General features: G+C 64.5%; 13 protein-coding genes and 1 tRNA gene. 7 read left to right on the top strand and 7 right to left on the bottom strand.

Annotation, left to right across the window (positions count from 1 at the left end; translation table 11 throughout):
* Positions 1 to 43 precede the first annotated feature (43 nt).
* On the bottom strand, positions 44 to 376 hold the full coding sequence (gene hspQ, locus TSA1_RS01500) for a heat shock protein HspQ (protein ID WP_018317973.1): 333 nt from the start codon (positions 374 to 376) through the stop codon (positions 44 to 46).
* A 106-nt stretch (positions 377 to 482) separates the two neighbouring features.
* Here hspQ and TSA1_RS01495 point away from each other — a divergent pair, with 106 nt between their 5' ends.
* The gene (locus tag TSA1_RS01495; RefSeq protein WP_100174782.1) at positions 483 to 1,436 is read left to right on the top strand and encodes an AEC family transporter; all 954 of its coding nucleotides are present in this window, start codon (positions 483 to 485) and stop codon (positions 1,434 to 1,436) included.
* A 6-nt stretch (positions 1,437 to 1,442) separates the two neighbouring features.
* Here the strand turns inward: TSA1_RS01495 and TSA1_RS01490 are convergent, their stop codons facing one another.
* Positions 1,443 to 2,627: a UbiH/UbiF family hydroxylase gene (locus TSA1_RS01490; protein ID WP_100174781.1), complete on the bottom strand. Its 1,185-nt coding sequence runs from the start codon at positions 2,625 to 2,627 to the stop codon at positions 1,443 to 1,445.
* Between the two features lie 185 nt (positions 2,628 to 2,812).
* Between TSA1_RS01490 and pcsA the strand changes: the two genes are divergently transcribed.
* The 3 genes from pcsA to TSA1_RS01475 all read left to right on the top strand — a co-directional run bounded on the left by pcsA (position 2,813) and on the right by TSA1_RS01475 (position 5,362).
* Positions 2,813 to 3,580: a phosphatidylcholine synthase gene (gene pcsA, locus TSA1_RS01485; protein ID WP_100174780.1), complete on the top strand. Its 768-nt coding sequence runs from the start codon at positions 2,813 to 2,815 to the stop codon at positions 3,578 to 3,580.
* Positions 3,577 to 4,311: a TerC family protein gene (locus TSA1_RS01480; protein WP_100174779.1), complete on the top strand. Its 735-nt coding sequence runs from the start codon at positions 3,577 to 3,579 to the stop codon at positions 4,309 to 4,311. The genes pcsA and TSA1_RS01480 overlap by 4 nt, the downstream gene beginning before the upstream one ends.
* A gap of 76 nt (positions 4,312 to 4,387) precedes the next feature.
* A complete protein-coding gene (locus tag TSA1_RS01475) occupies positions 4,388 to 5,362 on the top strand; it encodes a quinone oxidoreductase family protein (RefSeq protein ID WP_100174778.1) in 975 nt (324 codons plus the stop codon).
* A 1-nt stretch (position 5,363) separates the two neighbouring features.
* Here TSA1_RS01475 and TSA1_RS01470 read toward each other — a convergent pair.
* The 4 genes from TSA1_RS01470 to TSA1_RS01455 form a co-directional block, all read right to left on the bottom strand.
* A tRNA-Arg gene (locus tag TSA1_RS01470) sits at positions 5,364 to 5,439 on the bottom strand.
* A 44-nt stretch (positions 5,440 to 5,483) separates the two neighbouring features.
* Positions 5,484 to 6,611, bottom strand: a complete 1,128-nt coding sequence (locus tag TSA1_RS01465) for an RNA ligase (protein ID WP_100174777.1) — start codon at positions 6,609 to 6,611, stop codon at positions 5,484 to 5,486.
* A 90-nt stretch (positions 6,612 to 6,701) separates the two neighbouring features.
* A complete protein-coding gene (locus tag TSA1_RS01460; RefSeq protein WP_100174776.1) occupies positions 6,702 to 7,892 on the bottom strand; it encodes an acetylornithine transaminase in 1,191 nt (396 codons plus the stop codon).
* 267 nt (positions 7,893 to 8,159) lie between these two features.
* Complete coding sequence (locus tag TSA1_RS01455) at positions 8,160 to 8,801, bottom strand: hypothetical protein (RefSeq protein WP_100174775.1); 642 nt, start codon at positions 8,799 to 8,801, stop codon at positions 8,160 to 8,162.
* Between the two features lie 261 nt (positions 8,802 to 9,062).
* Between TSA1_RS01455 and TSA1_RS01450 the strand changes: the two genes are divergently transcribed.
* The 3 genes from TSA1_RS01450 to TSA1_RS01440 all read left to right on the top strand — a co-directional run bounded on the left by TSA1_RS01450 (position 9,063) and on the right by TSA1_RS01440 (position 10,957).
* On the top strand, positions 9,063 to 10,010 hold the full coding sequence (locus TSA1_RS01450) for a hypothetical protein (protein ID WP_100174774.1): 948 nt from the start codon (positions 9,063 to 9,065) through the stop codon (positions 10,008 to 10,010).
* Positions 10,011 to 10,179: 169 nt separating this feature from the next.
* Complete coding sequence (locus tag TSA1_RS01445) at positions 10,180 to 10,611, top strand: MerR family transcriptional regulator (RefSeq protein ID WP_100174773.1); 432 nt, start codon at positions 10,180 to 10,182, stop codon at positions 10,609 to 10,611.
* Positions 10,544 to 10,957, top strand: a complete 414-nt coding sequence (locus TSA1_RS01440) for a carboxymuconolactone decarboxylase family protein (protein ID WP_100174772.1) — start codon at positions 10,544 to 10,546, stop codon at positions 10,955 to 10,957. Before TSA1_RS01445 ends, TSA1_RS01440 begins: the two co-directional genes overlap by 68 nt.
* A 159-nt stretch (positions 10,958 to 11,116) precedes the next feature.
* Here the strand turns inward: TSA1_RS01440 and rimO are convergent, their stop codons facing one another.
* On the bottom strand, positions 11,117 to 12,442 hold the full coding sequence (gene rimO, locus TSA1_RS01435; protein WP_100174771.1) for a 30S ribosomal protein S12 methylthiotransferase RimO: 1,326 nt from the start codon (positions 12,440 to 12,442) through the stop codon (positions 11,117 to 11,119).
* Between the last annotated feature and the right edge of the window lie 94 nt (positions 12,443 to 12,536).

Raw genomic sequence — 12,536 nt, 5'->3', positions numbered from 1 at the left:
GATTTGAGCGCCTTTTTTGCTGGCCGTTTGCCGGCGACGAATGTCAGTTCAGCGAGGGATTGCGCGGGCGATAGCCGCCATCCTTGTTCTTGATGAAGATCTCGGCCACCTGGGAATGCCGGATCGGCTCGCCGGACTCGTCGGGCAGCAGATTCTGCTCGGAAACATAGGCGACGTACTCGGACTCCGCGTTCTCCGCGAGCAGGTGGTAGAACGGCTGGTCCTTGTGGGGCCGTACCTCCTCGGGGATCGACAGCCACCACTCCTCGGTGTTGTTGAATTCCGGATCGATGTCGAAGATCACGCCCCGGAACGAGAAGATCCGGTGGCGCACGACCTGTCCGATCTGGAATTTGGCGGTCCGCGCTTTAATCATTCCCCGTCGATAGACCAGGATTGTGGCCGATGCTAGTGGCCTCATTTGGAATTGACGTTCACTTCAGGGGCAGATAGCCCCCAAATCTTCAGAAAACACTTCATCAATGGTCGATATCCTCAATCTAGCGCTACCTTATTTTGGCTTGATCTTCGTCGGGTTTGCTTGTGGCAAGGTCAAATCGCTGCCGGAATCAGGCCTCGCCTGGATGAACTTCTTCCTGCTCTATGTGTCGCTGCCGGCGCTGCTGTTCGCGATCATGTCCAAGACGCCGTTCTCGGAATTGAACAACCCGCCATTCCTGGTGGCGACCACGCTGTCCACCGTCGCCGCGTTCACCCTGGCGCTGGTCGTGGGCAAGGTCCTTGGCCGGCTGACATTACGCGAGGCGACGCTCGCGGGCCTGTCCGGCGGCTACGGCAATATCGGCTATATGGGGCCAGGGCTGGCGCTTGCGGTGCTGGGATCGAAGGCGTCCGCGCCGACCGCGCTGATCTTCTGCTGCGACAGCATCTTCCTGTTCACGATCGTGCCGCTCTTGATCGAGCTGTCCGACCGCGACCATCCCTCGATCGTGCATGCCTTCGGCGTCGTGCTGAAGCAGATCGTGCTCAACCCGCTGATCATGTCGGCGTGTTTCGGCGCGGCCTTCGCTTCGCTGCATATCGAGATGCCCGTCGCGCTCGATCGCACCATCACCTTTCTGCAGAATGCGGCGGCCCCGACGGCCCTGTTCGTGCTCGGCGTGACCGTGGCGCTGCGGCCGTTCGACCGCGTGCCCTGGGAGGTCCCCGGCGTGATCGCGGTGAAGCTGCTGTTCCATCCGCTTGCGGCGTTCGGCCTCATGCTGGCGTTCGGGCCGTTCGCACAGCCCTGGGCCGCGACCGCCGTGCTGATGGCTTCGCTGCCGCCGGCGCTCAACGTGTTCGTGATCGCCCGGCAGAACGATGCCTGGATCGAGTCCGCCTCCGTCGCGGTGCTGCTCGGGACGTTTGCGTCGGTGGTCACGCTGACCAGCGTGATGTGGGCGATCCAGACGGGACGGCTGGCGTTTCCGTGAGCGGCTCTACCTTCGCCAGGTCGGCGTCAGGCCCTCGCGCATCGCAAGGCGCCGGAGCGGGCCGATGGCGCCGAGCAGGTGCATGCCGACGGCGCGGACCGGCTGCAGCGGCAGGAAGTCGTTGAGCAGGGAACGGTTGGCGATGTCGATCGCAAACGTCCGGCTCAGAATGTCCGGGCGCCGCGCGCGGTCGTAGCGCTTGAGCACCTCGGGCGCGCCGGGATCCTGGCCGGCGGCGAGGGCTTCGCCCGCAAGCCGCGCGATGTCGGCGGCATCGCGCAGGCCGAGATTGAGGCCCTGGGCGCCGATCGGGGGAACCACATGGGCGGCTTCGCCGACCAGCGCGATGCGGTCGCGGCCGAAGGATTTCGGACGTTCGATCGCCAGCGGGAACAGGTTGCGGCCGGGCTCCACACTCATGCGGCCAAGGATCGAATGCGACTGCTTCTCGATCGCTGCAGACAGCTCCGCGTCATCGAGGCTCCGCAGCCGCTCGGCCTCGGCAGGCGCCGAGACCCAGACGACGCTGGAGCGGTCGCCGGGCAGAGGCACGAACACGCAAGGCCCGTGCGGCGTGTGGAACTCGGTCGAGACGTTGCGATGCGGCCTGGTGTGGCCGACGTTGAAGGTCAGCGCCGTCTGCGTCAGCTCGCGCCGCGTCACCTCGATCCCGGCAGCTTCCCGGCACAGCGAATGCCGACCGTCGGCGCCGACCACGAGGCGGGCCGTGAGAAACTGTCCGGAGGCCGTGCGGATCGCGACGTCGTCGGCCTCGATCACGACGCTTTCGGCCTCGTCGTCGAGACGAACGAGATTGGGCAGCTCCGCCGCGCGCTCTTCCAGCGCCAGCATCAGCGAGCGATTGGCGATGTTGTAGCCGAAGGCGTCGAGCCCGATTTCGTGACAGGAGAAGCGAACCTCGGGGCTGCGGAACAGCCGGCCGGTGTCGTCGACGAGGCGCATGACCTCCAGCGCGGCCGCCTTGTCCCTGCAGCGGGACCAGACCTCGAGCGTCTCCAGGAGGTCGACGGAAGCACCCAGCAATGCAGTGGTGCGATTGTCGGCATAGGGAACGCGCCGCGCCACCAGTGCGGTCCGCGCGCCCGCCTGCGCCAGCGCGATCGCCGCGGCAAGTCCCGCCGGTCCGCCGCCGATCACGGCGGTGTCATAAAGTGTCGATGCGTCTGTCATGGAGGAACAAATGACACGCCCGGCGGCAAATTCAAGCGCAGTCTCTCCGGCGTCGTTCCGGGGCGCGCCTCCTGGCGCGAACCCGGAATCCATCGGCCCTCAGAGACGGTCGAACAATGGATTTTGGGCTCGACGCTTCGTGTCGCCCCGGAATGACGGGGCGAGGGCAACGACCGCGCGCTGCAATGGCAGATGTGCAAACCGGCCCCGTTCTGGTAGCAGGAGCCATGGACAGCCAAGAGGATTCCCTGAAGCCCACGCCCGCGATCCGCGCCGCGGCGTTCTCGGTGCACATCTTCACCGCATTCGGTGCGGCGATCGCGCTATTGGCGATGCTGGAGGCCGTGCGCGAGCACTGGGCGGCGATGTTTCAGTGGCTGGGCGTCGCCCTGATCATCGACGCGATCGACGGTCCGATCGCGCGCCGGCTCGACGTCAAGAACGTGCAGCCGAACTGGTCGGGCGACGTGCTCGATCTCGTGGTCGACTTCGTCACCTATGTGTTCGTGCCGGCTTATGCGATCGTGGCCAGCGGCTTGCTGCTGCCGGTCGCGGCTCCCTTGCTCGGCATCGCCATCATCGTCACCAGTGCGTTATATTTCGCCGATCTGCGCATGAAGGCTGACGACAATCATTTCCGCGGCTTCCCGGCGCTGTGGAATGCGGCGGCGTTCTACCTGTTCCTGCTGCACTGGCCGCCGCTGTGGTCGACGTTGCTGGTGGCCGCGCTCGTCGTGCTGACCTTCGTGCCGTTCCACGTGCTGCATCCGGTTCGCGTGGTGCGGCTGCGCTGGCTGACGATGTCGCTGATCGCGGTCTGGGCGGTGCTCGGCCTCTATGTGCTGGAGATGGATTTTCGCGTCGGCACCGCCGTCACGATCGTGCTCTGCGCCATCGCGCTCTGGATCAGCTTCAGCGATGCCCTGATCCGTCTCGTCAGATCCTTCGCATGATGCACCTCGTCACCAGCCCCGAAGCCTGGGCGGCGCTGCTGACGTTGACGGCGCTCGAGATCGTGCTTGGCATCGACAACGTCATCTTCATATCGGTCATCGTCTCGCGCATCCCCGAGCAGCAGGCGCATCGCGCCCGTCAGATCGGACTGGCGCTGGCGCTGATATTCCGCCTCATCCTGCTCAGCCTGCTGGTCTGGCTGATCGGCCTGACCGCGCCGGTGTTCTCGGTTGCGGGGCAGGACTTCTCCTGGCGCGACCTGATCCTGATCGGTGGCGGCCTTTTCCTGATCGCGAAGGCGACGCACGAGATCCACGCCGAGGTCGAAGCCGACGACGGCGATAAGAATCAGAGGTCGGGCCGCAGCGCCTTCTTCTGGGTGATCGCCCAGATCATCGTCATCGACATCGTTTTCTCGCTGGATTCGATCATCACCGCGATCGGCATGGCTGAGGATATCGAGATCATGATCGCGGCGGTCGTGATCGCCTGCCTCATCATGTACATCTCGTCGGGGCCGGTGGCGCGCTTTGTCGCGGAGCATCCGACCACGAAGATGCTGGCGCTGGCCTTCCTGGTGCTGATCGGCGTCGCGCTGGTCGCGGACGGATTCAAATTCCACATTCCGCGCGGCTACATCTATTTCGCAATTGCGTTCTCGGCAGCGGTGGAATTCTTCAACGTGCTGGCGAAGCGCAACCGCAGGAAAACCGGCAAGCCGTCCGCCTAGCCGTTCCAGCACCCATCGAGTTGACAAGGCGGGCGTGATGTCTTTCGCTCAGTCTTGGAGAAGAGGAGGTCAGGTGATGACCAAAGCGGTCCGTGTGCACAAGGTCGGGGGCCCCGAGGCCCTGGTCTATGAGAGCGTCGACGTTCCGGCGCCCGGTCCCGGCGAGGTGCGCATTCGCCAGCATGCGGTCGGCCTGAACTTCATCGACGTCTATTATCGCACCGGGCTCTACAAGGCGCCGGGGCTGCCCTTCATTGCCGGCAACGAGGCGTCGGGCGAGGTGGTCGCGGTCGGGCCCGGCGTGACCAATTTCCATCCTGGCGACCGCGTCGCCTACTACCACAATCTCGGCGCGTACGCTGGCGAGCGCAACATACCCTGGGAGAAGCTGGTCAAGCTGCCCGACCACATCACGCACGAGCAGGGCGCCGTGCTGATGCTGAAGGGGCTCACCGTCTGGTACCTCCTGCACAAGACTTTCAGGGTCGAACCGCATCACCGCGTGCTGATCCATGCCGCGGCCGGCGGCATCGGCCTGCTGGCCTGCCAATGGGCGAGGGCGCTCGGGGCGCACGTCATCGGCACGGTCGGCTCGCGCGAGAAGGCCGAGCTTGCGGAAGCCAATGGCTGCGACCACGTCATCCTGTACAATGAAGAGGATTTTGTCGCGCGCGTAAAACAGATCAGCCGCAACGAAGGCTGCGACGTCGTCTATGACGGCGTCGGCAAATCGACCTTCCCGGGCTCGCTGTCCTGCCTGAAGCCGCGCGGCATGTTCGTCTCGTTCGGCAACGCCTCGGGTCCCGTGCCGCCGTTCTCGATCGCCGAGCTCAACAACCACGGCTCGCTGTTCGCGACGAGGCCGAAGCTCAACGACTATATCGGCACGCGCAAGGAGCTGCTGGAAGGCGCCGACACGCTGTTCGCCGCCGTCATCAACGGCAAGCTGCACGTGCCGATCAACCACGCTTATGCGCTGAAGGACGCCGCGAAAGCCCATATCGATCTGGAAAGCCGCAAGACCACGGGCGCGTCGATCCTGAAGCCGTAAATGGTGGTTCCGCGAGGACTCGAACCTCGAGCCTCCGCGTCCGCAACGCGGTGCTCTATCCCTTGAGCTACGGAACCATAGGTCCCCAATGCGCGTGAGGCGCATTGGGGACTTTTTTGCATCAGCCGTCCATCGCATCGGCCAGCGTTTCGTTGGCGAGCACGCGCAAGCTGAAATCGTTCTTCAGCCGTGTGCGCCCGTACCAGTCGAGCAGGGTAACTTCCTTGCCGAGGTAGCGCTGCATGGCGAGGCCAAACAGCGGATGCGCCCGGGTCGCGATCGCAAAATCCTTGCGGTCAAGATCTCGGCCCTTCTGGTAGAGCGCTTCGACCTCATCCATCATGCCGCCAAGCATCGTCTTGAGCCGCGTCTCGACTTCGTTGACGGCGGCAAGGTCGATGCCGGCCTCGGCCAGCGCACCCTTGACGTCGTCGAGCTCCTCCTTGATGGCGAGCCAGGCGATGTCCCGCTCGCGCAGGAAGGTGATGCTCCGGTGCAGCCGTTGGTACCAGGGGCACTTGGCCTTGAGCATGTCACCATTGGCGAACTGCACGACGAAGCCCTCCCGACCGTTCATCTCGGCCAGCGACTCAAGCGCGCCGGCCAGCGACAGGCCGTCAAACCGCTCGACCAATGGGACCCTGTGCCGCACGATCAGGTCATGAATGGCATGGCCTGGATCCAGCATCACATAGGCACCCGTGACGTTGTCCCGCACGTGGAGCAGGCGCAGCGCCGCGGCCTCCGGGGCGACGACGATACGCGCCTGCGGATGCGTCAGCTCGAAGATCGCGGTCAGCCCGCTGCTGGCGACCTCCTCGGCGAAGGTCTGGATGCCGGCGTTCTGGCTTGAATCAAGCAGGTTGGCTGTGAGCTTCACGACCGCGGAGTCGAACGACTTCCGCGACCGCCACGCGAGCTTGCCGTCGATCCGGGCGGTCGCGATCATGCTGCCGTCGATCTTGTCGAAGATTGCGACGATGTCGTCGCGCGCAAGCACCCGGTCCGGAAACAGCGATTCCTTCTCGCCGAGATTGAAGAACTTGTGCAGCGGCCGCGAGACGATCTGCCCCTTGCCGTCGAACGCGATGCCCCGGCACTCCAGCGCCTCGATCGAGTCGAAGGTCTTGGAATCCGAGAACAGATAGCAGCCGAGCGTGATGCCGTTGGGCTGGGTGAGAAACCGGATCTCCTTCTTGCCGGCCACCGCCGGCTGGATGTCGGAGATATGATGGACGATCTTGAACATGACGTACTCCGCAAACTGCAATGAAAGCCATGCGCTTGCGGAGTTCGCCCGAGATGGCCGGGTGCGTCCGGCCGTCTCCATCGTCTCCGCTTACGCGACGCGTCTTGCCGCACCCGCCTTCGTCAAAATTCCGTCGAGACAATCGATCATCTCGGCGATCTCTGCCTTCGCGACATTCAGCGCCGGCATGAAGCGCAGGGTGTCGACCTGCGGGGCATTGAGCAGCACGCCGGCTTCGAATGCCTGCGCGACGATGCCGGGCGCGATCGGCAGCTTGAGGTCGAGCGCGAGCAACAGGCCGCGCCCCCGCACGCCGCCGAGCCCGTGCCGGGCCGAGACCTTCTGCAGCTCGCTTTCGAGCAGGAGGCCGGTCTCGGCGACCTGTTTCAGGAAGTCCGGCTTGGAGACCTCCTCGAGCACCGCGAGGCCCGCCGCACACATGATCGGGTTGCCGTTGAACGTGCCGCCCTGGTCGCCGTGCTCGAAGCAGGAGGCGCGTTCGGTCGCGAGCAGGGCTGCGAGTGGCACGCCGCCGCCGATGCCCTTGCCGAGCGTCATGATGTCAGGCGCGATGCCTGCGTGCTCATAGTGGAAGAGCTTTCCGGTCCGGCCCATGCCGGTCTGGATCTCGTCGAAAATGAGCAAGAGGCCGTGCGCCTCGGTCAGCGCGCGCAGCTCTTGCAGGAACGCATCGGTCGCGGGCCACACGCCGGACTCACCCTGGATCGGTTCGAGCATCACGGCGACGGTGTTGTCGTTGATCAGCGCTTCGACCGAGGCGATGTCGTTCAGCTTCGCCTTCTTGAAGCCGGCGACCTTCGGCTCGAACAGCGGCTCGAACGCCTTCTTGCCCGAGGCCGACATCGTCGCGAGCGTGCGGCCGTGGAACCCGCCTTCGAAGCTGATGATCTCGAACGCGCCGTTCCTGTGCAGGCTGCCATATTTGCGCGCGAGCTTGATCGCGCCCTCATTGGCTTCGGCACCGGAGTTGGCAAAGAACACCTGGTCGAATGCACTGTTTGCGACCAGCGCCTCGGCAAGCTTCAGGCTCGGCTCGTTGTAGAAGGCCGGGCTCGGCGTCAGCAGCCGCTTGGCCTGCGCGCCAAGCGCGTCGGCGACCACCGCCGGGGAGTGGCCAAGGCAGTTGACGGCCCAGCCCTGCACGAAGTCGAGATAGCGCTTGCGGCTGTCGTCCCAGAGGTAGGAGCCCGCGCCGCGGACGAACACGGCCTTCGGCCGTGCGGTGATGTCCATCAGCGCGTCGTACGGATGCGTCGTCATGTCGAACTCCTCTGGAGGCGGGTGGAAATGGGGTGCAAAAAGCAGAAAGGCCGCACCTTGCGGGTGCGGCCTTCTCGAAAACCTCGGCTGAATTCAGTGGTTCAGCGGCGTCCTCGGACATGGCGCACCCTCTCGTCGTCGCGGGAGCGACGGCGGAGCATTTCGGTGCGCTGGTTGGTCCGGTTGATCATGGGGCGCGTCGGTACAGCCGAATGGCAGGGTTTGTCAAGCGGGTGTTTTGCAAGACACAGCCCTCGCGTGCACCGCTCAGGTCAGGTGCGGCGCTTCCTCGGCGTCGTCGTGGCCCCAATCGGCAGCCGCAATCGAGGTGTCGATCAGCTCGCCGCGCAGCAGCTTGAGCGGCGAATTCCAGTACAGTGCGATGTTGTGAAAGGGGTCGGTCAGGACCTTGAACATCCAGACGAGGCCGGTCGTGGCATCGCGTGTCACGAACAGCTGGAGCATGCGCGCAAGACCACCGCCGATGCCGATCGCGAGCCAGAGCGCGCCGACGTGACGGATGAAATCGAGACGCGAGACCGGCGGATCGAACAGCCCGAACAGGGAAGGGAACGCATACAGCGCAACCGGCGCGCTGCCCCACACCAGCAGCAGGACGATCTTGCGGCTCTGGTTGTAGCCGACTTTCACCGCTTCCTTGTAATCGTTGCTGACGTCGTTGACGGAATCATAGCCGTTCGGCTCGAAGAAGAAATGCCCGGTCTGCCGCGTCAGCATCGCAAGCCAGCCGACGAGGCCCGCGAGCGCTGCGTCCTTGAACAGCAGTGCGTAGCAGCCGAGGAAGATGACGGCGCTGATCAGGTGTAGCGTCTGGTTGACAGTGCTCTGGTGATAGAAGCGGTAATCGTCGAAGCGCTGCGTGCGCAGCATGTTCGAGAGGCGGCTCATCCTCGTTTCCTCGCTCGCGTTGAAAACGTCGGGAGAGTTAGGACGAGTCCGTGACCTCCGCGTGAATGCACTATAGTGTCACACGGCGTGGGCGCAGATTGCCCGCACCCGATACCGACCTTTTCCGGCCCATTTCATCGCTCGCCCCGCAGAACCATCGCGCCGCTGGCGCGTTTGTGATCGAGGCGCGCGAATTGGTTCGAACCGGACGCAACCCGGCTCAGACCAAGAGGGGCGGGACCAACCAGATAGTTTTCGACCTTGTCCGACACGTCTTATCCCATCGACCTCGACAGCGTGCGCGGCGCATTTCCGCCGGGCCTCGAAGCGCCTCCGCTGCTGGTCGATTTTGCCGCCTGGCTCAACGGGCGCCCCTGGGGCAGCGTTGGCTGCTTCTCCCTGCAGGGCCAGTTTTCCGATTCCGCCCCGATCGTCGACGGCAGTCCGTTGCGCGACAGGTTCTCGCTGTTCATGCGTCTGCCGGACGGCTCGGCTGTCGGCGGCTGGTACGGCGCGGGTCTTGACCGCGACAATCCACCGATCGTCGGTCTGGGCTCCGAGGGCGATTACGAGCTGCTGGCACCGAGCCTCGACGTCTTGCTGGCCAAGCTGACGTCGCAAACCTTCGACGACGCCTGGAGCGATCTGAAGCCCCATGACGAGGTCGAGCCTCAAACGGTCGAGCTTGCGCAATGGCTTGTCGGACAGCCGGCCGGCGACGGCACGGCGTGCGATGACGGCGCGCCTGATATGCCCGACTTCCGCGGCTTCATGGAAAAGTGGAGCAGGGATCGGGAGGATTATTGGGCCAATCATCGCCTGATGGCTGAACTCGGCTGGCGCCTGGCTGCCCATCTGCCCAAGGGCAAGAAGCCTTGGGACCAGACGCGCTTCGAGGTCGCGATCGTCGGCAAGCAGTATCAGGCGAGCGTGTTGACACGCGGCCCGCAGCCGTTCGAGGAGGCCGTCTCGATCGAATCCCTGCTGCGCGATCTGCGCGAGGAGATGCGCAAGGCGCAGCCCGAGCTTGGGCTGTGGTACGCGATGAAGTTCGGTCTTTATGCCGACGGCCGCGTCATGCCGAGCTTCGAATACGATGTGCGTCCCACCATCGACGGCGCGCCGGCGCTGCTATCCGAGGCAAAAGCTGATCTTGTGCGGGCACCGCGCCCGGAGCGCTGGGTGCCGAAATGGCTGGTGGAAGCCTGAAGCTCGGATTCCCGCGATGCTGCCGCCGAGCCGGCGCGCCGAAATCTTCCGCTGTCACTCCATCTTGACGCCGCGGGAACGGCACCTTCGAGCCTCCTTGCGATACCCCTTGACTTAGAGTGCGCTCGAAGGGGTATCTGTACGTGCGTCAGTACGAGAACGGGCACCCATGAAGATCGGCGACCTCGCAAAACGAACCGGCTTGTCGACGCACACGTTGCGCTATTACGAGCGCATCGGGCTGCTGCCATACGCAGACCGGGATCGTTCCGGCCAGCGCGACTTCGACGCATCGATCCTCACATGGATCGAATTCCTCGGTCGGCTCAAGACCACGGGAATGCCGATCCGGGACATGTTGCGTTATGCGGCGCTTCGTGATGAAGGCGAGGTCACCGGACCTGCCCGGCGGCAGATGCTGGAAATCCACCGGGAACAGGTTCGCACGCAGATTGCCGAACTCCAGGAATGCCTGCTCGTCCTTGATACCAAGATCGCCGGCTATGCCGGCGGCGAACAGAGGACGAAGGAAAATGACGCACGCCCAAACACAAGCCGAAAGCCGCTTCGATCGCGGCCAGCGGGCTCTGTCACGCATTGACGGCAGTGCCGGTGAGAAGGTCATCGCTTCGCTCGCCGACATCGCCCCGGACTTCGCACGATACGTGATCGAGTTTCCCTTCGGCGACATCTACTGTCGCCCGGGCCTCGGCCTGCGCGATCGAGAGATCGCGACGGTCGCCGCGCTGACGGCGCTCGGAAATGCCGCGCCTCAGCTCAAAGTGCATATCGAGGCGGGTCTGAACGTCGGGCTGTCTCGCGACGAGATCGTGGAGATCATGATGCAGATGGCCGTCTATGCGGGCTTCCCGGCGGCGCTGAACGGACTGTTCGCAGCCAAGGAGGTGTTCGCCGCGCATGATGCGAAAGCGGTCCCGTCATCCTGAGGTGCGAGGCTCGCGATGCGAACGCATCGCGAGCGGAGCCTCGAAGGATGAGCGGCCGGGATGCAGCCGGGCCGTCGTCCTTCGAGGCTCACTCTACGGCGCGGTTGCGCCGCAGAGCGAGCGCCTCAGGATGACGGTGATGAAGCGTGACGGAAGCCGTCAGAACCCCGCGACGCTGCCGTGCAGATCGTATTGATCCGCGCGCTCGATCTTGGCGGTGACGATCTCGCCGACCCGCAAGGGGCGGCGGCTCGTGAGGTATACCGCGCCGTCGATCTCCGGCGCATCGGCCTTCGAGCGGCCCTTGGCCACGGTCGGACCGACCTCGTCGATGATGATCTGCTGGCGCGTGCCGACCTTGCGTTTCAGCCGGCGCGTGGAGATCTTCTGCTGGCGGGCCATCAGCGCGTTGTAGCGCTCCTGCTTGACCTCTTCTGGCACCGGGTTCTCGATCGCGTTCGAGGTCGCGCCCGCAACCGGCTCGTATTTGAAGCAGCCGAGACGATCGATCTCGGCCTCATCCAGCCAATTGAGCAGGTATTCGAAATCGGCGTCGGTCTCGCCGGGGAAGCCGACGATGAAGGTCGAGCGCAGGGCGAGATCAGGACATTCCTCGCGCCAGCGCTTGATGCGTGCCAGCGTCTTGTCCTGGGCCGCCGGCCGCTTCATCGCCTTCAGCACCTCGGGGCTCGCATGCTGGAACGGGATGTCGAGATAGGGCAGCACCTTGCCCTCGTTCATCAGCGCGATGACTTCGTCGACATGCGGGTAGGGGTAGACATATTGCAGCCGGACCCAGGCCCCGAGCTCGCCGAGCTCGCGCGCGAGGTCGAGGAACTTGGCGCGGACCTGGCGGTCCTTCCACGGGCTCTCGGCATATTTGAGATCGACGCCATAGGCCGAGGTGTCTTGCGAGATCACCAGCAGCTCCTTGACGCCGGCGCCGACCAGGCGCTCGGCCTCGCGCAGCACGTCGTTGGCCGGGCGCGAGACGAGGTCGCCGCGCAGCTTCGGGATGATGCAGAAGGTGCAGCGGTTGTTGCAGCCCTCGGAGATCTTCAAATAGGCGTAGTGGCGCGGCGTCAGCTTGATGCCCTGCGGCGGCACCAGGTCCACGTGTGGGTTGTGGGCGGGCGGCAGCGCGCGATGCACGGCGTCGAGCACGCTCTCATATTGCTGCGGGCCGGTGATGGAGAGCACGGCGGGATAGGCCTGCTCGATCTGCTCCGGCTCGGCGCCCATGCAGCCGGTCACGATCACCTTGCCGTTCTCGGCCATGGCCTCGCCGATCGCCGAGAGCGATTCCTGCTTGGCGCTGTCGAGGAAGCCGCAGGTGTTGACGATGACGATGTCGGCCCCGTCATGCTTGCGGGCGAGCTCATAGCCCTCTGCGCGCAGGCGCGTGATGATGCGCTCTGAATCCACCAATGCCTTGGGACACCCGAGCGACACGAAGCTGACCTTGGGCGCAGCCGTCTGATCCATATCCGATCTGCCTGATTGACCGGCCTGAGCTAGTCCCAATTGCCCACAATTACAACCCTTTGCAGGGCGTTCCGGCGTGCTATGGATGAATCAC

It is taken from the genome of Bradyrhizobium nitroreducens (assembly GCF_002776695.1).
GTDB classification, from domain to species: Bacteria; Pseudomonadota; Alphaproteobacteria; order Rhizobiales; family Xanthobacteraceae; genus Bradyrhizobium; species Bradyrhizobium nitroreducens.
Note: the sequence above shows the minus strand (reverse complement) of the source record. Positions and strands in the feature narration are given on the sequence as shown.

Coding starts and splice junctions, on each gene's coding strand:
- hspQ (WP_018317973.1), bottom strand. CDS start 376: ATGATTAAAGCGCGGACCGCCAAATTCCAGATCGGACAGGTCGTGCGC.
- TSA1_RS01495 (WP_100174782.1), top strand. CDS start 483: ATGGTCGATATCCTCAATCTAGCGCTACCTTATTTTGGCTTGATCTTC.
- TSA1_RS01455 (WP_100174775.1), bottom strand. CDS start 8,801: ATGAGCCGCCTCTCGAACATGCTGCGCACGCAGCGCTTCGACGATTAC.
- TSA1_RS01490 (WP_100174781.1), bottom strand. CDS start 2,627: ATGACAGACGCATCGACACTTTATGACACCGCCGTGATCGGCGGCGGA.
- TSA1_RS01445 (WP_100174773.1), top strand. CDS start 10,180: ATGAAGATCGGCGACCTCGCAAAACGAACCGGCTTGTCGACGCACACG.
- TSA1_RS01480 (WP_100174779.1), top strand. CDS start 3,577: ATGATGCACCTCGTCACCAGCCCCGAAGCCTGGGCGGCGCTGCTGACG.
- TSA1_RS01475 (WP_100174778.1), top strand. CDS start 4,388: ATGACCAAAGCGGTCCGTGTGCACAAGGTCGGGGGCCCCGAGGCCCTG.
- rimO (WP_100174771.1), bottom strand. CDS start 12,442: ATGGATCAGACGGCTGCGCCCAAGGTCAGCTTCGTGTCGCTCGGGTGT.
- TSA1_RS01460 (WP_100174776.1), bottom strand. CDS start 7,892: ATGACGACGCATCCGTACGACGCGCTGATGGACATCACCGCACGGCCG.
- TSA1_RS01440 (WP_100174772.1), top strand. CDS start 10,544: ATGACGCACGCCCAAACACAAGCCGAAAGCCGCTTCGATCGCGGCCAG.
- TSA1_RS01465 (WP_100174777.1), bottom strand. CDS start 6,611: ATGTTCAAGATCGTCCATCATATCTCCGACATCCAGCCGGCGGTGGCC.
- pcsA (WP_100174780.1), top strand. CDS start 2,813: ATGGCAGATGTGCAAACCGGCCCCGTTCTGGTAGCAGGAGCCATGGAC.